The organism is Micromonospora matsumotoense (assembly GCF_050951065.1).
Lineage (GTDB): Bacteria > Actinomycetota > Actinomycetes > Mycobacteriales > Micromonosporaceae > Micromonospora > Micromonospora matsumotoensis.
Genome location: NZ_CP192025.1, coordinates 4,728,797 through 4,755,133 on the forward strand (window position 1 = coordinate 4,728,797; position 26,337 = coordinate 4,755,133).

Sequence of the window (26,337 nt, forward strand, 5' to 3'; positions counted from 1 at the left end):
TCAGCAGCGAGTCGATGCCGTACTGCTCGAACGCGGTGTCCGCGTCGATGTCCTCCGGCGGGTAGTCGAAGACCTCGGCCAGCACGCCCCGCAGGAACTCCTCGGCGACTGCGGTGACCGGACCGGTGGCGTCGGCCGGCGTCGCTGCCGGGACCGGCGCCGGGACCGGTGCCGGCGCGTCGAGCAGCTGCCGGATGCGGTCCAGCTCCCCGTGCGCGACCAGCACGTGATCGCCGTCGTGGCCCAACGCCCTGTCCCAGGCGGCCAGGGCGTCCACGGTCGGCAGTGGACGCAACCCGGAGCGGCGGACGATGCGGTCCTGCGTGGCGTCGTCGGCGTCCATCCGGATCCCACCGTCGGCCCACAGCGACCACAGCACGCTGAGACTGCGGCCGGGCCGGTCGCTGTCGCGTCGCCAGGCGGTGAACGCGTCGAGGAAGCGGTTGGCGTAGGCGTAGTCGGCCTGCCCCGGGCTGCCCGCCCCGGACATCGAGGAGAAGCAGACGAAGAAGTCGAGCGGGTCCGCGGCCGTCGCCCGGTCCAGAGCGAGCGTGCCGTGGACCTTGGGCCCCAGCACCGCGGCGATCTCCTCGTCGGTCTTGCGTAGGAGGAACGAGTCACGGGTGACGCCGGCCAGGTGCAGCACCCCCCGCAACGGCCCGAACGTCTCACGGACCCGCGCGACCAACCGCTCGGCCGCGCCCGGCGCGCCCAGGTCGCAGGACAGGTAGTGCACGTCGAACCCGGCGGCACGCAGGACGCTCAGGTCGGCGTCGGCGGACCGCCCGGTCAGCACGTACCGCGCCGATGGCCCCAGGTGGGTGACCAGGTGTCGGCCGATCACGCCGGCGCCGCCGGTGACCAGCACCGTCCCGTGCGGCGTCAGCGGCGTCGGGGCGGGTGCCGGGACGATCGGCTCCCACCGGGCCACCTGCCGGCCGGTGGCGGCGTACCGGACCCGGAACTCGTGTTCGGCGGCGGCCTCCTCGGCGGCGACCGCCCGCAGGTCGGCGTCGTCGGTGGTGATCACCGCGACCCGGAAGTCCGGATGCTCGTTGGCGATGCTGCGGGCCATGCCGTCCAGGGCCAGCAGGTGGGCGTCGGTGGCCGCACCGGACGGTCGGAACACGTGCAGCACCCGGACCGGCCGCCGACCCGGCTGCGCGGCCCAGGCCCGGAAGAGCCGGATCAGGCCGGGTAGCGGATCGTCGTCGCCGAGGCGGACCACCACCAGCGGGTCGGGGCTCGGGAAGGGGTTGTCCGAGCCGGGGTCCAGCATCACGGTGCGCCCCGCCGGGACAGCGGGGCGCACCGGGGCGTCCCGCCACCGTTGGGCCAGCAGGTGGGTGGCCACCGCGCCGGCCTGGTCCCTGACCGCGCGGGTGACGACACCGTGCAGCCGGACGGCGATGCGGCCGTCGGCGGCGGCGAGGGCGATGTCGTGTCCCGTACCGGTGGCGACGGCATGGACGTACCCGTGCTCCGGCAGCGGCCCGAGGATCTCCGCCCGGTCGATGGAGAAGGGCAGCTCGCGCGGGCGCGGGGCGGACGGGTCGGCGGCGGTCCAGAGCGCCGCCTGCAGCATCGCGTCCAGCAGGGAAGGGTGCAGGGTGAAGTCCTCGAACGGCAGGTCGGCGGCGTCCGGCACGCCGACCTCGGCCAGCGCCTCGCCGGGGCTGGAACGGATGCCGCGTAACCCGCGCAGGCTCGGTCCGTACCCGCCGCCGAGCGCGGTGAAGACCGCGTAGCAGTCGTCCGCCGAGGCGGTGCGGGGCAGGCGGGCACGCACGGCGGTCAGGTCGAGGGAGGCCGCCGTCTCGACGTCGTCGAAGCGCAGGGTCCCGGTCGAGCACAGCTCCCCGTCCCGGGTGCCGTCGAGGCGGCGCAGCTCGTAGGCGACGCCGTCGGGGGCGGGCAGCAGTCGCACCCGCACCCGGACCGGCTCGCCGGTGAGCACCACCGGTCGGGCCCAGATGACGTTCTCGACGCCCGTCGCGGTGCCGTGCCCGGCCCGGGCGGCGGCATCGACGGCGAATTCGAGGGCCACGACGGCGGGCAGGATGCGCACCTGGCCCAGTGCGTGGTCACGCAGGTAGAACTCGTCGCCGGTCAGGGTCCGCTCGGCCGGATCGACGGCGAGGGCGGCCGGCGGGTCGATCCAGTACCGGTGGGTCACCGGCGGCGGCTGCGGTAGTGACAGCCGGGCCGGCCGCCGGCCCGTGCGTTGCGGCCGGGCCACCGCGGCACCCGCGACCCACAGCCTGGCAGCCTCGTGCAGGTCGCTGGTCCCGACCGGCTCACCGGTGGTGCGCGTGGCCGTGCCGGTGACGATCCCCGTGCCGTCACGGAGCCGTTCGGTCAGCTCCGCGACGCTGGTCACCACCACGGCGAGCCGTTCCGCCAGTTCCTCCCGGCCCGTCCACAGTGTGTTCTCGATCCGGTCGAGCGTCGTCTGCGGGTGCGCCTGCAACCATGCCACCAGCTCGGTGCGGTACCGGTCGAGCTGTTCCCGGCCGGCGGCCGACAGGACGATCAGCCGGGCGGCGCGGTCCTCGGTGCTGTTGCCCATCACTGCCTCTCCGCTTCCGCCACCACGACGTGTACGTTGCTGCCGCCCATGCCGAAGGAGCTGACCCCGGCGCGTGCCGGTACGCCCTCCGCCGGTTCCCAGGGCTGTGTCTCGGCCTGGAGCCGGAACGGGCTACCGGTCAGATCGATCATCGGGTTGGGGGTGCGCAGGCCGACCAGGCCGGGCATCAGCCGGTGTCGCATGCTCAGCAGCACCTTCACCACTCCGGCGACACCCGCGGCGGCCTCGAGGTGGCCGATGTTGGCCTTCACCGAGCCGAGTCCGGTGCGCCCCGGCACAACCGGCAGTCCCCAGTCGCGGTACAGCTGCGCGAATGCCTCCCGCAGCGCGTCCACCTCGATCGGATCGCCGAGGGGTGTCCCGGTGCCGTGTGCCTCGACGTAGCCGATCGTGTCGGGTGGTACCGCCGCCGCCCGGTGCGCCGCGATCAGGACGTCGCGCTGAGCCTGCGGGTTGGGCACGGTCAGGGAGTGGGTGTGGCCGCCGTGGTTCTCCGCCGAGCCGATCAGCACGGCATGCACCGGATCGCCGTCGGCCACCGCCCGGTCCAGCAGTTTGAGCGCCAGCAGCACCACGCCCTCGCCCCGGCCGTAGCCGTCGGCACGCTCGTCGAAGGTCTTGCACCGGCCGTCGGGGCTGAGCATGCCGGCCCGGCGCAGGCCGGTGAACCCGTAGGGGGACAGCAGCAGGTTCGCGCCGCCGGCCAGGGCCAGCTCGCAGTCGCCGAGGTGCAGGGCACGGGCCGCGCGGTGGATCGCCACCAGGGAACTGGAGCAGGCGGTGTCGTAGACCGCGCTGGGGCCGCGCAGGTCGTACACGTACGAGATGCGGTTGGCCGCGATCGACGCGACGTTGCCGATCAGGAAGTGGTCACCCATGTCCGGCGATCCGGGGGGCAGCAGGCTCAGGTAGTCGGCGCCGCTGAGACCGACGAAGACCCCGGTGCGGCTCCCGGCCAGCGCCGCGGGCCGAAGCCCGGCGTCGAGCAGCGCCTCGTCGGCGGCGTGCAGCAGGAGCCGGTGCTGCGGATCCATCTGACCCGCCTCGCGCGGCGAGATCCGGAACCGCGCCGCGTCGAAGGCGTCGACGTCCCGCACGAACGATCCGCGGAACCGTTCCGGGAACAGCCGCGCGGAGAAGCCGCGCTCCACCGGATAGGGCTCGGTGAGGTCCCGGCCCTCGGCGAGGTGCGTCCAGAACTCGCGCAGGGACCCGGACGCCGGCAACCGGCCGCCGACGCCGACGATCGCCACCGGCGGATAGCCGGTGCGCGGCGGTGGTGCGTCGGATCCGGCGATCCGGGCCGGCGTCACCGCCGGCGGCCCGGCGTCGGGTCCACTGTCCGTGACCGCTGCCGGGTGGGTGGCGCCCAGGTGCGCCGCGAGGGAGGTGAGAACGGGGTGGGCGTAGAAGAGCGTGGGGCTGACCGGGACGCCGAAGCGGACGCGGACCGCCATCGCCAGGCGGGTGAAGCCGACCGAGTCGAAGCCGGCCTCGCCGAGCGGCCGGTCCACCGGGATCTCGTCCGGGTCCACGGCGGCCACTCCCGCGGCCAACTCCCGCAGGGTGGCCAGCAGCCGGCCGCTGTCGTCCGGCCGGGGCACCCGTGGCGTCTGCGGGTGGCCGAAGTCACGGATTAGCTCGTCGAGAGGGACGGTGGCGAGCCGGACGGTGTCGACCTTGGCGTTCGGGGTCATCGGCAGCCGGAGCAACGGCACGGTCCGGGACGGGATCATGTACGCCGGCAGCCACTCCCCGATCCGCGCGACGACCGTCGCGGCGGCCGCAGGGTCGGCGACGACGAAGGCGACCAGGCGCGGCTGCTCGTCGCGCAGGACCACGCCCGCCTCGGCGGTCACGCCGGTACGGCGGATCGCCGCCTCGATCTCGCCGAGCTCGATGCGGTGGCCACGTAGCTTGACCTGCCGGTCGGCCCGGCCCAACAGCAGCATCTCGCCGCTGTCGGTCCACCGGCCCAGGTCCCCGGTGCGGTAGCGTCGCTGCCCGTCCCGCACGACGAAACGCCCGGCGGTCAGCTCGGGGCGGCCCCGGTAGCCCCGGGCGACGCCGTCCCCGCCGATCAGCAGTTCCCCGGTGGCGCCGAACGGGACCGGGTCACCGTCCGGGCCGGCGAGGTGGAACGTCGTGTTAGCGATCGGGGTGCCGACCGTGATCGCCCGGTCGCGGCGCACCCGCAGCGCCGAGGACCAGATCGTGGTCTCGGTCGGGCCGTACATGTTCCACAGCTCGCCGGCCCGGTCCAGCAGCTCCGCCGCCAGTTCGGCGTTCAGCGCCTCCCCACCACAGAGCAGCCGGGGCACCCGGCCGCGCCAGCCGGCGGCCAGCAGCATCTGCCAGGTGGCCGGGGTCGCCTGGACGATCGTCGCGCCACTGTCGTCGAGCAGACGGGCGAGCGCGAAGCCGTCGCGGGTGACCTCCGCCGGTGCGAGGTGGACGGTGGCGCCCCGGGTGAGCGGCAGCAGCAGTTCCAGGCCGGCGATGTCGAAGCCGGCCGTGGTGACGGCCAGCAGCACGTCGTCGTCGGCGCAGCCGGGCCGCTCGGCCATCGCGGTGAGGAAGTTGACCAGGTTGCCGTGGGTGACCTCGACGCCCTTGGGCTGGCCGGTGGAGCCGGAGGTGTACAGCACGTACGCGAGGTCGTCGTCGCGGCAGGCGACCACCGGGCCGGGGGCCGCGGTGGCGGTGCCGTCGAGCGGAATCCGGGTGCCCGGTGCCGTGGCGGGCAGACGGTCGGCGTACGCGGGGTCGACCAGGACCGCGGCGAGACCGGCGTCGGTGCAGATGTGGGCGAGGCGGGCGGGTGGGAAGTCCGGGTCGAGCGGCACGTACGCGGCGCCGACGGTGTGCACCGCCAGCATCGCCGCGATCATCGCGGCCCGCCGGCCGGACAGCACGCCGACCAGGTCGCCACGGGTCACCCCGGCGGTACCGAGGGTTCGCGCCAGGGCGTGCACCCGCCCGGCCAGCTCGCCGAAGCCGGTCGTGCCGTCGGCGTCGACCACCGCGACCCGCTCCGGGGCCGACGCCGCGCGGGCCAGCACGAGATCGGCCACGGTCACGTCGTACGGCCGCCCGACCCGGGTGGCGTTGGCCCGCTCGACGAGGGCGTGCTCCTGCGCGGTGGTGAGGGTGAGGTCACCGATCCGCTGCCCCGGGTCGGCGGTGACGGCCGTCAGCAGCAGCCGGAAGTGCTCGGCCAGCCGCTCGGCCGTGGTCCGGTCGAACAGCTCACGGTCGTACTTGAAGTGCACCAGCGCCGCCGAGCCGCGCACCACGACCTCGACGACCAGCGGGTTCTCGCCCTCCTGGGTGAGTTCGAGGGCGTCTCGGAAGACGGTCTGCCCGGCTGCCATGTCCTGATCGCCGCCGACACCCTGTTGGAGGTAGAAGCCGATGTCGAAGGAGACCGCGGTGCCGGATTCGCGGCGCAGGTCGCCGACCACGGCGGCGAACGGGTAGTCGCTGTGCTCCTCGGCCTGCGCCATGTGGTCGTGCACGGCGGTCATCAGCTCGGCGAAGCTGCGTCGTGGGTCGCAGTCCACCCGCACCACCACCGGATTGATCAGGTAGCCCACGGTGCGGTCGAACCGCTCGGAGATCCGGCCGTCGGTCGGCACCATGACGCTGACGTCGCGGTGGCCGGAGTGCCGGTGCAGCAGCACGCTGAAGGCACCCAGCAGCACGCTGAACGGGGTGAGCCCGCCCGCGCCGGCGGTGCGGCGAACGGCAGCCCAGCTGGCCTCCGGCAGGCGGAACTGCACCATCGCGCCGGTGTCCCCGGTGGCCGGCCCGGTCCGCCGCCGGTCGGTGATCGCGTCGAGGACGGGACCGCTGGACGCGCCGGCCAGCCGGTCGAGCCACCAGCGGCGGTGTGTCCCGGCGGCCGGCCCGTCGAGCAGTTCCTGCTGCCGGCGGACGAACTCGCGGTAGGTGGCGGCCGGTTCGACAGGTGGCAGGACGCCGGGGCCGGCCAGCGCGTCGTGGCAGGCCACGATGTCGCGCAGCAACAGGTGGCTGGAGATCCCGTCGGTGATCATGTGGTGGAACACCAGGAGCAGCAGGGTGCGGTCCCCGGGCGCCGTGATCAACCACATCCGGTGCAGTGCGTCGTGTTCCAGGTCGAACGGGGTGTGCACCAGACGTCGGACCCGGGCGGTGAACTCCCCGTCGGTGACGTGCCCCAGATCGAGCCGCACCACCTCGACCGGTCGCTCGACGATCTCCTGCACCGGCGTGCCCCCGTCCAGGCGGACGGCGATCCGCAGCCCCGGCTGCCGCCGCACCGCGGCGACCAGGGCCCGGGTGAGCACCGCGGGGTCGACCCCGTCACCCAGCCACAGCCCCAGCGGGAGGTTGTACGAGGTGGTGCCGGGCCGGCTGGCGTGGATCGCCCAGAGTGCCGCCTGACCGCGGCTCAACGGGTACGGTCCGGCCGTCTCCGGTCCCGGATCGGTCAGGCCGCGCAACAGCGACTCGGCGACGTCGTCCGGCAGCTCACCGGCGGCGACGGCGGCGAGGATGTCCCGCAGTGCCGGGCTCATCGGCCGTTTCCCCACCGTAGGTCGGCCAGCGCGTCGTCGACCTTGACCGATCCGTCGCGCAGCCCGGCCAGCAGGGCGCCGATCCCGTTGCCCGGGGCGGGGGCCGGCGCGACGGCCGCGGGCAACGGCCCGTACGTCTCGTGCATCGTCCTGGCCAGGGCGCGTACGGTCTGCCCGACGGTGAACAGACGGGTCGGTATGTCGACACCGTAGGTGGCCCCGAGGCGGCGGCTGAGTCGACGCAGGCCCAGCGAGTCCACCCCGACGTCGGAGAGCACCCGGTCGGGCGGCAGCCGGTCCGGGTTCATGCCCAGGTGCGCGGCGAGCAGGTCGCGGATGTGGTCACGCACCGCCGCCTCCGGGTCGCCGCCGGTGCCGGTCGCCGTCGGTACGGGGGCCACGGCGGTCACCGGTGCCGGGTCCGGCGGCACCGCCTCCGGCACCGCGTCGATGACCTGGGCCGGATCGGCTGCGACGAGCCCGGTCGCCGCGGCCTGCACCCGGTCGAAGCGTGGTCCGGGCATGATCCAGTAGCTCTGCCGGGCGAAGGCGGAGGTCGGTGCGGCGATTCGCCGTACGGGCTCCCCCGGCCACAGGTCGGCCCAGTCGATCGCGACACCGTCCACCCACAGCCGGGCGATCTTGTCGAGCTTTCCGGCCGTCATCACGGCGCGCAGGTACTGCCGTCCCTCGGCACCGTCCAGCAGCAGCGCGGTGGCGGTCCCCCGGCCGTCGCCCACGCTGACGCCGTCGTCGCTCGTCCCGGCCAGCCACCCGGTCAGACGTCGCACCAGGGCGGCGGTGTCGTCCGCGACCACGGCGAGCCGTTGGGCAAAGACCTCCCGGCCGGTCTGCAACGTGTAGGCCAGGGCTGCCGGGTCCACGTCGGTGGCGTCCCGCACCCAGCGGACCAGGTGTTCGGCGTACCCGCGCAGCCGCTCGGCGTCTCGGGCCGACAGCACGAACAGGTACGGCCCGGGCCTACCGGCACCGGGCCGGACAGGGAACTCCTCCAGGACCAGGTGCGTGTTGACACCGCCGAGACCGAACGAACTCAGGCCGGCGCGCAGTGGAACCTCGGCTCCGTCCGGGTCGACGGCCGGCCGCCACGGCTCGTTGCCGCGCAGCACGTGCAGTGGAGTGCCGTCGAGCCGCAGATGCGGGTTGAGCGTCTCCAGGTGTGGATTGCCGGGTAGTTCCCGGTGCCGCATGGCCAGCAGCACCTTGATGAGTCCGGTCACCCCGGCGGCCGCCTCCAGGTGACCGGTGTTGCTCTTCACCGCGCCCAGCGCGACCCGATGTCCCCCGCCGTCGATCCCACGATCGGCGTACAGCTGACGGAAGGCGGTCTTGAGTCCCTCGATCTCGACCGGATCGCCCAACTCGGTGCCGGTCCCGTGGGTCTCGACGTAGGTCACCGTGCGCGGGTCGGTCCCGGCCCGACGGTGCGCGGCGACGATGCAGGCGGCCTGGGCCGCCGGGTTCGGCGCGGTGAGCGAGTTGCTGCGCCCGCCGTGGTTGATCGCGCTACCGAGCAGCACACCGTGGATGACGTTCCCGTCGGCGAGGGCGGCGCTGAGTCGTTTGAGCACCACGATGCCGGCGCCCTCGGCCCGGGCGATCCCGTTGGCGCGGGCGTCGAAGGCCCGGCAGCGACCGTCCGGGCTGAGCATGTCGGCCTGGCTCATGTCCACGAACAGCGTCGGCGACGCGATCACGTTGACGCCGCCGGCCAGCGCCACCGTGCACTCCCCGCTGCGGATCGCCTCCGCCGCGTGGTGCACGGCGACCAGCGACGACGAGCAGGCGGTGTCGATCGTCTCGGACGGGCCGTGCAGGTCCAACAGGTACGACACCCGGTTGGACAGGATCGCGTGCGCCCGGCCGACGGTGTGGTACCCGTCGAGCGGCACCGCCAGGGCGTGCTGTAGCTCGAAGTAGTCGTAGGTGCTGCTGCCGACGAACACGCCGGTGTCGGAGCCGGCGAGGTCGGAGGGGCGGATGCCGGCGTCCTCGATCGCCGTCCAGGCCGCCTCGAGGACGAGACGATGCTGCGGGTCCATCGCGGTCGCCTCGGTGGGCGAGACACCGAAGAACTCCGCGTCGAACAGGTCCACCCGGCGCAGGAAGCCGCCCCAACGGGCGGTGGTGCGGAACTCGCCCGGCTCGGGGGTGCCGTGGATCCGTCGCCAGTCCCAGCGGTCCGGTGGAATCTCGGTGACCAGGTCGTCGCCGGCGACGAGGTGGGCCCAGAACTCGTCCAGGTCGTCGGAGCCGGGCAGCATGCCGGCCATTCCGACGATCGCCACCCCGTCCGCGGCGGTCGGCTGCGGGTCCGGGACGGGCCCGGTCAGCACGGCCGGAGCGGTGGTCCGGGGGGCCGCGGTGACCGGAGCGGCCGGGGTCGGCGCGGCGGGGGTCCGGGGACGGTGGTGGCGGGCCAGTTCCGCCCCGTACTCGTCGATGATCTTCGCCACCAGCTCCCTCGCGGTGGACACCCCGAAGAACGCCGCGGGGGTCGCGTCCAGGTCCCAACGCACGTTGACCTGGTGACTGAGCCTGGTGTACATGATGGAGTCGAAGCCGAACCGGCTGAGCTGGTCGTCCTCGCCCAGTTCGGCCACGCTGAGCCCGGCCACCGCACGCACCATGGCCAGCAGCTCGGTGGCCACCGTCTCCCGCCAGGGCTCCACGGCCGGGACGACGGGTGTCTGGCCCGTCGTCTCCACGCCGATCCCGTTCAGGGCGCTCTCGGTGCCCGACATGACCACCACCTGAATCTCCGGCCGGTCGAGCACGCCGGCCAGCACCTCGATGCCCGTACGGGGCGGGAGTGGATGGAAACCTGCCGCGGCCAACCGGCCCCGGTGACGCTCGGTGAGCGTCGAGCCCGACCACGGTCCCCAGTTCAGGACCCGGACGGGGTACGGCAGCCGGGCGGCGAGCGCGTGGCCGATGGCATCCTGGGCGGTGCAGGCCGCGGCGTACGTGGCCTGGCCCGGATTGCCGAGGAACGACTGGAGCGAGGAGAAGATCGCGAAGAAGTCCAACCGGCGGTCACCGATCGCCTCGGCCACGGCCAGCGTGGTCCGGGTCTTCGCGATGAGCCCCTCGACGAACCAGTCCTCGTCCAGCGCGGCGAGCGACCGGTCACGCGCCACCGTGGTCGCGTGCACGACCCCGTGGACCACGCCGAGCCGGTCGAACACCGCCCGCATCCGGTCGGCGTCGCGGGCGTCCGCCTGCTGGAAGTCCACGAGGGTCCCGGTCGGGTCGAGGGCGCTGATCCGGGCTGCCCGGTCGCCCTCCGGGCGGGTCCGTCCGACCAGAACCACCCGGGCGTGGTGGCTGCGGACCAGGTGTTCGGCCACGTCCAGGCCGACATCCCCGGCACCGCCGACCAGCACGTACGTCCCGCCGTCGCGGAACACGGGACGGGTTCCGGCGTCGTGCAGCGGTTGGAGCACCCGCCGGTACCAGCGGCCCGAGCGCAACGCGTAGTCGCCGGGCGTGGCGGCCGCGACCAGCGTCGCGTCGCCGGGGCCGACGTCGATCGCACTGACCCGCCACCGCTCGCACTCGCGGCGGGTCGATTTCACCAGCCCGTGCGCGGCCGCCGCGACCGGGTCGACGACCGGTCCGTCCACCGCGGCAGCGGCACGGGTGACCACGGTCAGCGTGAGGTCGCCCGCGCCACCGGGCCGGGTCTGCAGATGTCGGATCACCCGGAACAGGTGCAGGACGGCCGGCTCGCCGCCGGTGACGACCGCGTGCACCACGGCGGGTGTGGGCAGCGAGTCCAGCGGCGCGGAGGTGATCCGGTGCACGTCGGCGGCCGGGTAGTCGCCGTCGCCGAGCAACCAGACGGTCCCGGTCGCCGGCAGGTGGGTTCCCAGGTCCGCGATCTGCCGCCAACGCGGTGCATAGCTGACCGCCGGCTCGCCGGACCCGGCAACCGTCTCCGGCCGGGGGTCGGTCCAACACCGACGTCGCTCGAACGGGTAGGTGGGTAGCGGGATCAGGGTGCCGCCGGTGTCCGGCCAGTCGATGTCGGCGCCGGCCGTCCACCGGTCGGCCGCCGTGACGCCGTCGGGGTGGGCCAGCGCGGCGTGACCGGTGCCGTCGATCGCCGCGGTCAGGGCCGCGACGAGCGTCGTCCGGTCACCGGCGGTCACCGCCAGCCGCACGGTCATGGCGTCCCGGCCGTGCTGCAGTGTGTGCGCCACGTCCGCCAGTGCGACGTCGGTGTCCACGGCGGCACGCAGCGCGAGCGCGTAGCGGTGCAACGCCTGCGGAGTGCGGGCCGACAGTGGGAACACCCACGGGCCGGTCGACGCCGTCGGGACGGCCGGGGCTGCCGGCTCCTCCACCACGACGTGGGCGTTGACCCCGCCGTATCCGAAAGAGCTGACCCCGGCGCGGCGGCGGCCGCCCGGCGGCCGGTGCCACGGCGTCGCCTCGCGGATCAGATGGAACGGGCCGCCGTCGAGCCGCAGGTGCGGGTTCGGTTCGCCGAGCCCGGCCACCGGCGGCAGGACGCCGTGCCGCATCGCCAGCAGGACCTTGACCAGTCCGGCCACGCCCGCGGCGGACTCCAGATGGCCGATGTTCGCCTTGACCGCGCCGAGTGCGCAGAACGGGTCGTCGGGCAGCGGCCGGTCGTGGCGGCGTGCCAGTTCGTCGAAGGCCAGCCGCAGCCCATTGACCTCGACCGGGTCGCCCAACTCGGTGCCGGTGCCGTGGGTCTCCAGATATCCCACGGTGGCCGGATCGACGTCCGCCTCCGTGTAGGCGCGTACGATCATCGCGGCCTGTCCGACCGGGTTGGGCGCGGTCAGCGACCGGGCCCGACCGCCGTGGTTGACCGCCGAGCCCAGCAGCAGCCCACGGATCAGGTGCCGACCCGCCGAGCCGGCCCGGGTGAGCACGACCAGGCCCAGCCCCTCACCCCGGACGAAGCCGTCCGCCAGCGCGTCGAACGCCTGGCAGCGCCCGGACGGGCTGAGCATGCCGGTGCGGCTGAGCAGCACATGGTTGTGCGGCGACAGGATGAGGTTGACACCTCCGGCCACCGCGACGTCACACTCCCCGGCACGCAGCGCCGCGGCGGCACGGTGGATCGCCACCAGGGAGCTCGAACAGCCGGTGTTGACGGGCTCGCTCGGGCCGCGCAGATCCAGCAGGTAGGACACCCGGTTGACCAGGATGGAGTGCGCGGTCGCGGTGGCGGCGTACGCGTCGACGGGTCTGCCCGAGCGGCGGCGGATCTCGTCGTAGTCGCTGGATCCGACGCCGACGAACAGCCCGACCGGTCGACCGGCGAGGGTGCCCGGCGGCAATCCGGCGTCCTCCAGCGCACTCCACACCCCCTCCAGCAGCAGGCGCTGCTGGGGGTCCATGCCGTCGGCCTCCTCCGGCGAAATACCGAAGAACAGCGGATCGAACCGGTCGACGTCGCCGATGAAGCCGCCGCGCCGGGCGTGCACGCCGTCGGGCAGGGACCGCCAGTCCCACCGGTCCGCGGGCACGTCGCTGACCAGATCGGCACCGGCCACCAGGTTGTTCCAGAAGGCGTCCAGGTCGGGGCTGCCGGGCAGTCGCGCGGCCAGGCCGATCACCGCGATGTGGTCGTCGGCTCCGGTCCGCCGCGCGGGCTCCGGCCGCCTTTCGGCCTGCGCCGTCTCCGGTACGGCCTGCGGGTACCGGTCGCGCAGCAGCGCGGCGTGGTCCCGCCCGAGCCGGGCGACCAGTGCGCGCAGGGTGGCGGTCTCGTAGAACAGGGCGGGCGTGACGTCGAAGCCGAAGGTGTCGTTGAGCCGCCCGGCGAGCAGGCTGTAGCTGACCGAATCGAACCCGTAGTCCCCGATCTCGGTGTCCAGGTCGAGATCCTCGACGGGGATTCCGGAGGCCGCCGAGGTGAGCGCCAGCAGTTCGGCGGTGAACGGGGCGTCGTCGGGTGCCGGCGCCTGCGCCGCGACCTGCCCGGGCGCCGGTGCCGGTTCGTCGACGGGTGCCGCGGCGGCGGCCACGATGACATGCTGGAAGTTCCGGGAGGTCGTTGCCTGCCCGGGCACCGCCCGGACGTGGGCGTAGCCGGCTCCGCTGAGCACCGCGTCCCAGCCCGATACGCTCAACAGCGGCGACCCGGGCAGTCGCAGCCGGGTGTCGGTGTGTGCCCACCAGCCGTCGAACAGTCCGTACGTGACGGTGGCGGCGAGGGTGACCGTGGTCAGCTCGTTGAGCAACAGCTGCCCGTCGGAGCGCAGCACGGCGCGTAGGTGCCGTGCCGCGCGGCTCACGTCCGAGGTGGCGTGCAGGACGTTCGCGCCGACCACGAGATCGAACCCGGCTGCGGGGAACCCCTGGGCGACCAGGTCGGTGTCGAGATCCAGCCGCTTGAACCGCACGAACGGGTACCGCCCGCCGAACTCGCGCCGACCGTGCGCCAGGAAGGCCACCGACAGGTCGGTGTACCAGTACTCCAGGTGCTCGCCGTGGGCGGCCAGGGCACGCAGCAGACCGGCGGTGGTGCCACCGGTGCCCGAGCCGACCTCCAGGATCCGGATCCGGTCGTCCGGACGCAGCCGTCCCCGTCGGTGGCCGACGTGTTCCAGCAGCCGTGCGGTGAGCAGGTCGTTGTACAGGTCGCTGATCGGGTTCCCCCGGTAGATCTGTTCCATGGCGGTGGTGCCCGAGGCGGGGAACAGCAGGTCGGTGGCGAGCAGCTCGCCGCGTAGCAGCTCCGGGTAGTGGTCGAGACAGCGACGCAGCAACTCAACGAAGACCGCGGAGTCGGGGTTCGCGGCGGCCAACTCGTCGAGGCGCGCGCCGTGGCCGCCGGCCAGAGCGTCGGTGAGCGCGGCCGGTTCGGGTCGGAACCGACCCTGGTGGACGGTGAGCGCACCGCCGTCGGCGAGCATGGTCAGCAGGGTGTGCAGCAGCCGCTCGTAGCGGGCGGCGACACCCACCCGGCGGGCGACCTCGGTCGCGTCCGGGTCGGGTCCACGCCAGGCGTGCATCTCGTGCAGCAGGGCCAGCAGCGCGCTGCGGGCGATGGCGGTCAGCTGCCCGTCGACGGCGTGGAAGTCGTCGATGACCATCCGTTCGGCGTCGGTCAGTCCGTCGGTGGCGGTCACGACCGGTGTCGTCCCTTCACTGGCGGTCATCCGCTCCCGTAACGCGGCGGTACCGGGCACCACCACGAGTTGGGGAGCCGGTCGGCGCAACGCCTCGGTCAGCGTGCCGAAACCGGCTTCGGCGGTGATGGAGTGGAAACCGGCGGCGGTCAACTCGGCGCGGTGCCTGTCGGTGGCGACCGAACCGACCGTCCCCCAGAAGCCCCAGTTGATGGCCCGGACCGGGTACGGCAGACGCTCGTCGAGGGCGTGCGCGTAGGCGTCCAGGAAGGTGGAGCCCGCAGCGTAGTTGCCCAGGCCGGGCTCGCCGAGAAAGGACTGGGCGGAGGAGAAGAGGAGCAGGAAGTCGAGTTCCCGTGCGCCGATGGCGTCGATCAGGGCGGCGGCGACGCCGGACTTGGCGCCCAGGCTCTCGACGAGATCGTCGTCGGTGAGGTCGCGGACCAGCCGGGAGCGCTGGACCATCGCGGCGTGCATGATCCCGTGCACCGTGCCCGCCCGCTCCAGCACCGTGGCGAGCTGCCCGACGTCACGGGCGTCGGCACGCAGGTAGCGGATCCCGTGCTCGGCCGCGAGGTCGGGTCGCTCCCGGCGGCCGACGAGCACCACCTCCGTGCCCCGGTCCGCCACGAGTTTCCGGGCGAGGGCCAGGCCGATCCCGCCGCCACCACCGACGATCAGGTAGCGGCCGCCACGGCGCAGCAGATCGGGACCGCGTGGGGTGGGGGCCGTGCGCAGTATCAGCCGGTGCGCGGTCGCCCCGGTGTAGGCGACCCGGGTGCCGCGCCGCACCGGGGCGAGCAGGCCGGCGGACACGTGGGCCGGGTCGACGTCGACAGCCGCGACCGACCAGCCCGGATGTTCGTTCTCCAGCACCCGGGTGAGGCCGAGGACCCCGGCCACGTAGGGGTCCGTGAGCTGCCGTCCGGGCGGGGCGGCCGCACCGACGGTGACCACGATCCAGTGCAGCTCGGGCAGGTGCGCCCAGCGACGGGCGTAGGCGGCCAGCGTGCGTACCCCGGCCGCCTCGCCGCCGGCGACCCGCGCGGTCTCGGTGCCGACGGCGGGTGCCGACCCGGTGAGCAGGTAGATCACGGCCGGGTCGCCGGTGATCCTGCCGCCGAGTTCGACGAGCTGCGCGCCGGGATGCCTGGCGGCCAGACCGGTCGCCAGCCTCTTGCGCCCGGGCGCGTAGAGCACCAGAACGAGCCCCTGCACCGGCACCGGCTCGGGGTCGGCGCACACCTCCCACGACGGAACGTCGGCGTCGCACCGCACCGGCTCCCGGTGTCGTGCCGCACCGCCCGTGCCGGCAGCACCGGTCGCGTCGACGGCACGGGTCGCGTCGGTGTCCGTCCCGACCCAGCACCGCACCCGCGCGAACGGGTAGCCGGGCAGTGCGACCTTACGTGCCCGCCGTTCGCGGGGCAGCGCCCGCCAGTCCGGGGCGGCACCGGTCACCCAGGCCGCGGCCAGGGTGTCCGGGTCGGTCGACGCGGGCGCGGTGGCCGGCGTCGTGGCGCGACCCCGGTGGACACGCGACTCGTCACCGGTCAGGAAGGCCCGCAGCGCCGCCCGCAGTTCCTCGACGTCGGTGGCCACCACCGCCAGCCGCTCGACCATCGCGTCGCGCCCCACCTGGGTGGTGTAGGCGACGTCCGCGAGCGAGATGCCACCGCCCAGCGCCCGGGCCACCGCGGCCAGGCTGGACTGGGCGTCCATCCGGGGCACCCGCCCGTCGCTGCGGGCGGCCACCGCCTGCATGAGCCGGCGCAGATCGTCCGCGTCCATACCCAGGTCCTCGAAGGAGGCGTCCGGGTCGGCGTCGCTGAGCCCGGCCGCGTCGGCCAGCTCCGTCAGCCGGTCCCCGGCGGGCAGTTCGGTGTACCGCTCGGCGAGCAGGCGCAGAGCCTGCGGGGTACGCGCGGACAGCAGCACCACCTGCGGCCCGGTCCCTGTTTCCGGGGCGGGTTGCGGGTACTCCTCGACGATGACGTGGGCGTTGCTGCCCCCCGCGCCGAACGCGCTGATCCCGGCCCGCCGGGGCAGGCCATCCGGGCTGTGCCATCGTTCGGTCTGCTGTTGGACGCTGAGCGGTGAGTGCTCCCAGTCGATCGCCTCGTTCGCCGGGCGCGCGTGCAACGAGGGCACCAGGGTGCGGTGCCGCAGTTGCAGCAGCACCTTGGTGAACGCGGCGATCCCGGCGGCGGATTCCAGGTGGCCGATGCCCGACTTCACCGAGCCGAGCCGGGTGGTCCCGGCGTCGAAGACCTGGCTGAGGGCGGAGATCTCCACCGGATCGCCGAGGGCGGTGCCGGTGCCGTGCGCCTCGAGGTAGCTCACCGTGGCCGGGTCGACCCCGGCCCGGCGTAGCGCCTGCCTGAGCACATCGGCCTGTGCGGACGGGTTCGGGACGAAGAATCCGCTGGCGCGTCCACCGTGGTTGACCGCGCTGCCTTTGATCACCGCGAGCACCCGGTCCCCGTCCGCCACGGCGCCCGCGAGGGGTTTCAGGACGACGACACCGACACCCTCACCTGGGACGTACCCGTCGCCACCGGCGCCGAAGGCCCGGCACCGCCCGTCCGACGAGACGAACCCGACCTGACTCAGGTGCAGGTACTTGTACGGATGGACGATCAGGTTCACCCCGCCGGCCAGCGCCAGCCCGCTCTCCCCGGAGCGGAGGCTCTCGCAGGCCAGGTGCAGCGCCGTCAGCGAGGACGAGCACATGGTGTCCACTGCGAGGCTGGGGCCGCGCGCGTCGAGGAAGTAGGAGACCCGGTTGGCGACCGACGACGCGAACGACGTCGGCAGCACCGGTAGTCGGTCCTCGGCGCCGAGGCCGAGCATCTGGTACTGGGTGAACATGACACCGGCGAACACGCCCACGGGTCGGCCGGCGACGGCCGTGCGGGTGATCCCGGCATCCTCCAACGCGTGCCACGCCACCTGCAGGAACAGCCGCTCCTGCGGGTCCATACCCTCGGCCTCGCGCGGCGTGATCCGGAAGAACGCGGGGTCGAACTCGTCGATCCCGTCCAGGAATCCACCCCACTTGCTGTACGAACGCCCGGCGGCCGGCTCCGGAGCGAAGAATCCGTCCAGCCGCCAGCGCTGCTGCGGGATCTCGGTGACGCAGTCGCGTCCGTCGAGCAGGTTCGCCCAGAACCGGTCGAGGTCCGCAGCCATCGGGTAGCGGCCCGCCACGCCGATCACGGCGATGTCCCGGTCGGACGACCCGGATCCGCCCACGGCGGCCCGGTCAGGTTCCCCGGACGTCGACAGGCGGGAAGCACGGAAGCCGTCCATGGGCGGTTCCGCGGTCGTGACCGCCGTGGGGGTCGCGGGCTCGCGCAGGCCCAGTGCTCGACGGGCCTGGTCGGGTCGGCCGTGCAGCACGACGATCTCGGTGCCCCGGCGGTCCCGGATCGCGTCGAGGACCGCGAGACCCGTCTCGGTCGGCAGGGGCGTCTGCCCCTGGCGGCGGAACACCGCCTCGGTGGCCGTGTCGGTGCGCATGCCCCCGCCCGCCCACAGCGGCCAGGCGACCGAGGTGAACCCGTGCTCGCGTGCGTAGGCGTCGACGAAGGCGTTCGCCGCCGCGTAGTCCGCCTGCCCGACGTTGCCCGCCACCCCGGTCACCGAGGAGAACGCGACGAAGAAGTCCAGGTCGAGGTGCCGGGTCGCCTCGTGCACCAGCACTGTGCCGCGCACCTTCGGTGCCAGCACCGCCGACAGGTCGTCCGGGGACTTCCCCGCGAGCAGGCCGTCCCGCAGGACACCCGCGGCGTGCACCACCCCGTCGAGCCGGCCGTGCCGGACGATGATCCCGTCGACCAGCCGCCGCACGTCGGCGGCCACGGTGATGTCAGCGCGGACGAACTCGGCGGCCGGCGACTCCCGCGTCGGGTTACGCCCGGCGAGCACCACGGTGGCGCCCCGCGACGTGAGGGACGTGGCGAGCGCCCGCCCCAGGCCGCCGGCCCCACCGGTGATCAGGTAGACGCCACCGGGCCGCAGCGGCTGCCCGTCGCCGGGGGTCACGTCCCGGTAGCGGCGCACGAACCGGCCGGCCTCGTGCCGGACCCAGGTCTCACCGTGATCGGCCAGTTCGGCGAGCACGGCCTGCGGATCGGGGTCGCCCGCGCACTCCACCACGGTCACCGCGAGGCGCGGTTGTTCGAGTCGGATGGTGCGGGCCATTCCCGCCACCGCCGCGGCCACCAGGGGCTGCGCCACGTGCACGACGGGCACCGGGGCGGCCAGCAACACCTGGGCGATCGCCAGCATCTCCCGGCACGCGGTCTCCACCGCCGCCGGGAGGTCGTCGCCGACCGGCGGTCCGACATGCACGACCGCCCCGGGGGCGGTGGGCAGGCTGGCCCACAGGGCCTGCAGGTCGGCCCGGTCACCGGGGCGGAGTTCGTACTCGCGGTCGCCGCACCGCCGGAAGGCCGGGCCGCGCCGGACGACGATCTGGTCGGGCCGCAGCGGGGCATCGCCGATGACGACCAGCGGTCCGATCGACGGCACGTCCGGCCGGACCGCACCGCACCACTCGCCGGTCACGTACACGGTGCTGTCCGGGGCGTCGTCGCGCGGTCCCGGTGTCGTCCCGCCCGGCGAAGCGGCCGGGACGAGGCCGGCCAGGTGCTCCGCGACCGTGTCGACGGTGGGGTATTCGAACAGCAACGTCGGATAGAGCGCGATGCCCCACCGCTGCTCGAAGGAACGGACCAGCGACAGCAGGTGCGTCGACTCCAGGCCGAGGTCGTAGAAGCCGCAGTCGGTCTCGACGTGCAGGTCCGGGTCGCCGGCAGCCTGCCGGACCATGGAGATGATCTCAGCGCGCAGCGAGCCGTCCGTCCCCGACGCGGGGGTGGTCACGGGAGGTGCCGTCGCGGCCGCCGGGGTGGTGAGCCGGGTGATCGCCTCGGTGGACCGGACCCGCTTGAAGACCAGGTCGCTGAATCGGGCGGACAGCACGCCCGACCCGTCGTACAGATCGATGTCCGCCCTGACGATGTCGGCGGCCGGTCCCGCCGGGGCGAGCCGTACCGCGACGGTGCACCTGTCACCGAGGGGTCGGGTCGCCCGGAACTCCCCGATGTGCAGCGGGATCAGGGGCCGTCCGTCGGCGTCGGCACCGGCGAAGGCCAGCGCGTACGCCTGCATGGTGGACCCGTCGAGCAGTGCGGGGTGCAGCATGAAGTCGTCCACCGTGGCTTGTGCCCCGGTGCCGAGCGCGAGCTGCGCCACCACCGTGTCCGCCTCGACCCGCAGCGTGCCGTGGCAGCGCATGAAGGCATGGTGTTCGACTCCGACGGACCTGCCGGTCGCGTAGACCTCGCCGACGTCGCGCGGCGCAGCGGCTCCCGCCGGGGGTGCCGACCCGGTCAGGGCCGGCAGCCCGGTGCGGACGGTGGCCCGCAGGTGGGTGGTCGTGTCGTCGGCCGGGACACCACCTGCGACCCGCCGGCTGGTGGCGGTGACCCGCACGACCTCGCCGTCCGGTTGCAGCGCGACCGTGACCTCCCGGTCGGCGTCTGCACCGGTGGTCAGCGGGCTGACGAAGAGGACGTCGCTGAGCCCGACACCGCCCGGCTCGATGCCGCACTCGTCGAGTAGGCGATACACGATGTCGAGGAAGGTCACCCCGGGCAGGGTGCGCACCCCGTGGACCCGGTGGTCGTCGACGATCGGGTGGTTCCCGATCACCCGCAGACGGCAGCTGACGGCCGGAAGGTCCACCTGGTTGCCTGCCGGTGGGGATGGCTCGACGGAGGGGGTCGGTGCGTGCGCGGCGGTGACAGGCGTGACGGTCAGGTCCAGTCGCGCCGATCGGACCGGTGTGGCGACGGGGTGGGCCGGGATCGTCCGGGTCGCGGTGCTGCGGGGCCAGAACCGACGACGTCGGTACGTGGGCGGCGCGAGCGGAGCCCGACCGGTTCCTTCGGGTGCGCCGGGGCCGAGCACGACGTGGGCGTTGGTGCCGCCGAATCCGAACGCGCTGACCGCGACGCGGCTGCCGGCGGGCAACTCCGTCGTCGTACGCGCCGGAAAGAACGGCGACTCGGCGAACGCGAACCGTGGATTGGGCCGGTCGCAGTGCAGGGTCGGGACGATCAGCCCGTACCGGAGCGTCTGCACTGCCTTGATGAATCCGGCGATTCCTGCCGCGCTGAGCAGGTGACCCATCGAACTCTTGATGCTGCCGATGCCGCAGTAGGCCCGGTCGTCGGTGTGTCGCCGGTAGACGGCGGTCAGCGCCTGCAACTCGATCGGGTCGCCGATCATGGTGCCCGTGCCGTGCGCCTCGACGTACCCGATGGTGCGCGCATCGATCCCGCCACGGGCCAGCACCTCGGTGATCAGGGCCCGTTGGGCAGGACCGCTCGGGGTGGTGTGACCCATCGTCCGGCCGTCGTTGTTGACGCCGGACGACTCGATGACCGCCAGGACCCGGTCGCCGTCGCGTTCCGCGTCGTCGAGCCGCTTGAGCAGCACCAGCCCGGCGCCCTCGCCCGGAACGAACCCGTCGGCGGACTCGTCGAAGGTGCGGCACCGTCCGGTCGGCGACAGCGCGTTGCCGGCGCTGAGCATGAGGTACGGCTCCTCGTCGAGCAGCAGGTCGACACCGCCGGCCAGGGCCAGCTCGGACTCGCCCAGCAGCAGGCTCTGCACCGCCAGGTGCACGCTGACCAACGCCGACGAGCACGCGCTGTCGACCACGAGATTCGGGCCGGTCAGGTCGAGAAAATGCGACACGTGCGCCGCGATGTAGTTCTGGTTGATCCCGACGATGGACTCGCGGGTCAGCGGGCGCAGGTAGGCGCGGTGGTTGCCGGTCCGGCTGCCGACGAAGACGCCGACCCGGCGGCCGTGCAGCTCCTCGTCGGTGTATCCGGCGTCGCGGACACACTCGACGGCGACCTCCAGCGTCTTGCGCACCAGCGGGTCGAGCTGCCGCGCCGTCTCGTCGTCGAAGCCGAAGTAGGCCGGGTCGAACAGGGCCGCGTCGTCGAGGAAGCCGCCCCACCGGCTCTGGCTGAGCCCTGGGCCGCCACCCGGCCGATAGAGTGCCGTGACGTCCCACCGGTCCGGCGGCACGTCGCCGACCATGTCCCGCCCGGCGAGCAGCGCCTGCCACAGTTGCCCCGGGTCGGCGGCACCGGGCAGCCGGCAACCCATCCCGATCACCGCGATCCGCACCGGCGTGCCGGGTGGGACGGGCGTCGGTGCGGGCACCACGGCCGGACGGGCCGCCGGGGGGCGCGTGCTCCGGGTGGTGAGGGCCCGGGCGAGCCCGGCCAGCGTCGGGTGTTCCTGGAGCAGGCTGGGGTCCACGGCGTCGCGGACCGCCACCTCGAGGTCGCGGACCAGTTCGGCCATCAGCAGCGAGTCCACGCCCAGGTCGACGAGGTTCGTTTCGGGTCGCAGAAGGGACCGTTCGGTACGGGTCGTCCGGGCCACCACGTCGAGCAGCCAGTCGATGTCGTCCGGCCTCGGCTCGTCCCCCGGGTCGAGGACCGGCGCCGTCTGCGGCGGGGCGGCGGGGTGGGGCGCGTGGAAGAACTCGTCGACCGGTACGCCCGCACGACGGGTCAGGCAGGGCAACAGGACCGGCTCGTCCGGTACCCGCAGCGCCAGGTCGAGCAGGCGTAGCGCCTCCGCCTCGCCCAGGTCGGGGATGCCGAGGTCGCTCCCGGCGCTGGTGTGCCGCTCCCCCATTCCGATGCCCCGCCAGAGCGGGAACCGCAGCGACCGGACCAGGCACCGGGGTTCGTCGGCGTGCGCCTCGGCGAAGTCGTCGAGGACGCCGTTGGCGGCGGCGTAGTCGAGGTGCCCGCCGGCCAGTCGGGGAGACGAGGCGGCGATCGACGAGAACAGCACCAGCAGCCGCGGCAGCCGGGCACCGAACGCCGCCCAGAGTGTCTCGACGGCGAGCTTCGGCCGGAGCACGTCGGCTGTCTCGTCCCGGGTCCGGGCCAGGAACGACTGGGGTGCGTGCATCACCCCCGCGCAGTGGAAGACCATCGTGAGGTCGCCTGCGGTGCCCCGCACCCGGTTCATCAGTCGACGCAGCGACGTCACGTCGTCCAGCGGATGGGTGTGGACGGAGAGCGTCACGCCCCGGTTGGTGAGCGCCAGCAGTTGGGTCAGGCGGGCGCGCAGCAGCGGATCGGTCGATTCGGCGGAGGCGAGGGACACCCAACGGCTGCGGACGGGCAGCGGGGAGCGACCGATCAGGACGAGGTGTCGCGCGCCGCGGTCGGCCAGGTGGGCGGCGAGGCGCAGGCCGATCGCGCCGGTGCCTCCGGTGATCAGGACGGCACCGTCGTCCAGGTTGGTCAGCGGGTCGAGGTCGGTGGGTCGGGCGAATCCGACCGCGCGGCGCTGCCGTCGGGATCCGACGTACCGGATCTCGGTCTCGCGGTCGTCGGCCGCGCGCTCGGCCGTGACGGCGGTGGCCAGGTCGCTCCGGTCGCCGTCGACCTGGACGGTGCGGGAGACGACCATGGGCAGCTCTCCGGAGAGGGCACGGTAGAAGCCGGCCAGCACCGACCGGCGGGCACCGCTGACGTGCAGGCAGCGCAGTCCGGTACGCGGAAGCCGGCCGAGTACCTCCCGCAGCAGCTCGATCCGCTCGGTGACCAGCGCGCCCGGCTCGCTCCAGTCGACCAGGTCGGCGAGCCCGGTCAGGCCGTCCACGGCGGGCAACGGGTCACCGGGCCGGTGTGCGACGGCGTCGTCGCCGAACAGGGCCGGTGCCAGGTCCGGGTCCGTCGTGACGACCAGGAGGCGGCCCCGCTGGGCGACCGTGGGCGGTGGCACGTCCCGCCAGACCACGGTCAGGAACTCGGGCGTCGCGGTGGGCGCGGCCCAGTGCTGGTCCCGGCGGAACGGGTAGGTCGGCAGGGAGACCACTGGCGCGGCGGGCAACGGGCCTTCGACCGGGGCGTCACCGGCGGGCGGCTCGGCCTCCAGGATGGCGGCGAGCCCGTCCGCCAACTCGCCGAGGTCAGCCGCCGCGACGGCGACCCGGCAGGCCAGCGCGGCACGCCCGGTGCGCATCGTCCGGGCGATCGAGGCCAACGGGGGTGCCTGTGGCGACCGGACCACGTTCCGCAGCGCGGCGACCGCTTCCCGCAGGGCCTGCGGGGTACGGGCCGACACCGGCACCGCCACCCGACCGGTGGGCGGCGCGTCGGCGGTGGGCGGTGCCTCCTCCAGGACCACGTGGGCGTTCGTGCCGCCCATCCCGAACGAGCTGACGCCGGCCCGGCGAGGGCCGCCGCCGGGCGGGGGCTCCCAGGCGGTGCGGTGCACCTGGAGGCGTAGTGGTGATCCGGTCAGGTCGATCATCCGGTTGGTCCGGCGGACGTTGCGGGTGGCGGGAAGGGTCCGGTGGTGCATCGCCAGGATGACCTTGATCATTCCGGCGATGCCGGCGGCCGACTCCAGGTGACCGATGTTGGTCTTGACGGAGCCGATCCCGCAGTGCGGTACCTGCGGCATCGGGTGCGGGCTGCGGGCGTACAACCGGCGGAAGGCCGTCACCATGGCCGAGACCTCGATCGGGTCGCCCAGCCGGGTGCCGGTGCCGTGTGCCTCCAGGTAGCCGACGGTCGTAGGGTCGACGCCGGCCGCAGTGTACGCGCTGACCAGCAGGTCGGCCTGGGCGTCCGGGTTGGGCGCAGTGAACGACTGGGCCTGGCCGCCGTGGTTGACCGCGACCTCGCGGATCACCGCGTGCACCCGGTCCCCGTCGGCGAGTGCCCGGTCGAGGGGCTTGAGCAGCAGCGCGCACGCCCCCTCGCCGCGGACGTAGCCGTCGGCGGCGTCGTCGAACGTGTGGCACCGCCCCCGCGGACTCAGTACACCGGCCCGCTGGTACGCGGCATGCCGTCCCGGGTCGCACAGGACGTTCACCCCGCCGGCGAAGGCCTGGTCGCAGATGCCGGCCCGCAGCGCCGCGACGGCGTTGGCGACCGCGACCAACGACGACGAGCAGAGCGTGTCCACCGCGACGCTCGGGCCGCGCAGACCCAGGGCGTAGGAGACACGGTTGGCCACCAGCGACGGTGAGACCGCCACACTCAGGTGCGGCTCGTCGCGCCGGGCGTGTTCGGCCAGGACAGCGGCGTAGTCGGAGTGGCACACGCCGGTGTAGACGCCGGTCCGGCTGCCCGCCAGTGTGGTGGGGTCCTGTCCGGCGTCCTCGGCCGTCGCCCAGGTCACCTCGAGCATGAGCCGCTGCTGCGGGTCCATGAGCGCGGCCTCACGGGGGCTGACGGCGAAGAACTCGTGGTCGAAGCGGCGGATGTCGTCGAGCAGCGCCGCCCGCCCCACCAGTCCGGGATGGGCGGCGGTGTCCCAGCGGTCGGTCGGGATGTCGCGGATCGCGTCCTCGTCCCGGCCGAGCAGGTCCCACAGCTCCGCGACGCTCGCCGCACCGGGGAAGCGCCCCGCCATGCCGATCACCGCGATCGGAGCCACGGTCTGCGGCTGCGGCACGGCCGTGACGGCGGCGATCGGCTCCGGATCGCGGTCCTCGCCGCGGATCACCCGCCCCATGGCGGCGACGGTGAATGCCTGGAACATGGCGCTGGGATCGATCCGTAGACCGTGCTCGCCCTCAGCCAGCGCCACGACCTCGGCCAGCGCGACACTGTCCAAGCCGTACCGGCGTAGGTCGTCGTCGGCGGCCAGGGTGCCGGCGGGCCGGTCCAACGCCCGTTCGAGCAGCGGCAGCAGCAGCGCGTCCAGGTCGGTCATCTCGGGGCCGGTGTCCGCCGGCAGGGCGGTCATCTCGGGGCCGGCGTCCGTCGGCAGGGCGGGGGGACCGGTGGCGGCGACGTGGTCGCCCCAGAGGGCACCGAACACGCTGCTACCGCGTAGCACCTTCACGGTCTCGATGCGGGCCAGCGGCCTGCCGTCCCGCTCACGTAGCAGGGTCGAGGCCAGCACCGCCCGGTGGCCGCGTTCCCACCGGAGGTCGTCGAGCCGGTACCGCACCGCGTCCTCGGCGCCGCAGTTCGCCAGGTACACGATGTCGCGGCTGACGGTGGCGGCGGCCGTGGCCCACTCGCCGCCGGGTGCCAGCGAGTGCAGGTACCGGCGCTCGCCGTGGTCGTTGATGTGCGGGTACGACGCGAAGTAGAGCAGGCCCAGGGCGTTGACGTCCACGACCGGATTGAGTTCGTAACGCTCGGTGTGCAGGCCGGATCCACCCTGTTCCCGCCCACCGTGCGTCTGGAAGTCGTGCAGGAAGTCGAGCTGGTCGGCGGTCGGCTCGCGCACCGGCAGGCAGCCGGGCACCTGTGGCACGCCGGGGACCAGCCAGTTGCGGTCCGAACGGCGGACGAAGACGGTGAGCAACCGGACGTCGACGTGCGCCGTCCCGGTGGTGAAGCGGATGTCGGACAGGAAACGGCGGTCGTCCAGCCTGGTCAGTTGGCCGGTCATCTCGCCCTCGTCCAGCTCGGCGAACGAGGCGAAGGAGGCGCTCGCGGTGTGCCGGACCCGGACGAAGGCGGGGAGCAGCCGCGTGCCGTCGGAGTCGGCGAGCTTGGTCACCGAGGTGCCGAAGTGCTCGCCGATCAGGGACCAGTGCAGGTCGCCGCACTCGCGTAACAGCCAGTTCTCGGAGAGACCGCCGGTGGCGAGCGTCGGCAGGCCCAGGATGACGTGTCGGGCCGTCATGACGGGGTGCCGGGAATCCGGTGGCTCGGAAGCTGTGGCCAGCCGGACGGCTGCCCGCTAGATCCGCCTCTCTCGTGAAATAGACGTCCAGAAGTGGCCAGAGCGCGACTCAAAAGATCACCCCGTGTCATCGACTGCTCTCGGAACGTAGCCCATGGGCACCGTCCGTCGATAGATGCACGTGACTGCTTGGCGACCCGCCCGCCACGACCCGGGGTCATCCCCGGGGCACCCTGACTCCGCCAATCCCCCAGCACAGGCCGGGGTTCGCCGCACCAGCAACAGGGGAAGCGAACATCAAGCCCAGAGATCACTAAGTACTGTTATTGCGATATAAGTC

General features: G+C 73.6%; 3 protein-coding genes (1 of these 3 running past the window's edge). All 3 read right to left on the bottom strand.

Annotation, left to right across the window (positions count from 1 at the left end):
• Tightly spaced (each overlapping or abutting the next), the 3 genes in view from ACQP1S_RS20515 to ACQP1S_RS20525 form a layout consistent with a single transcriptional unit that may run on beyond the window.
• Positions 1 to 2,569, bottom strand: partial view of an L-histidine N(alpha)-methyltransferase gene (locus ACQP1S_RS20515; protein ID WP_432897931.1) — the beginning only. Its footprint begins 16,367 nt before the window's first position; the window shows 2,569 of its 18,936 coding nt (coding positions 1-2,569); its start codon is at positions 2,567 to 2,569; its stop codon lies beyond the left edge, outside the window.
• Entirely contained in the window at positions 2,569 to 7,152 is a 4,584-nt protein-coding gene (locus ACQP1S_RS20520; protein WP_432897934.1) for an amino acid adenylation domain-containing protein, read from the bottom strand. The genes ACQP1S_RS20515 and ACQP1S_RS20520 overlap by 1 nt, the downstream gene beginning before the upstream one ends.
• Positions 7,149 to 25,997 (bottom strand): SDR family NAD(P)-dependent oxidoreductase, encoded by an 18,849-nt coding sequence (locus tag ACQP1S_RS20525; RefSeq protein ID WP_432897937.1) that lies wholly within the window; start codon positions 25,995 to 25,997, stop codon positions 7,149 to 7,151. Before ACQP1S_RS20525 ends, ACQP1S_RS20520 begins: the two co-directional genes overlap by 4 nt.
• Positions 25,998 to 26,337: the final 340 nt, after the last annotated feature.

What these genes read in the sequence shown, in the direction of transcription:
- ACQP1S_RS20520 (WP_432897934.1), bottom strand. Translation starts at nt 7,152, where the DNA reads ATGAGCCCGGCACTGCGGGACATCCTCGCCGCCGTCGCCGCCGGTGAG.
- ACQP1S_RS20525 (WP_432897937.1), bottom strand. Translation starts at nt 25,997, where the DNA reads ATGACGGCCCGACACGTCATCCTGGGCCTGCCGACGCTCGCCACCGGC.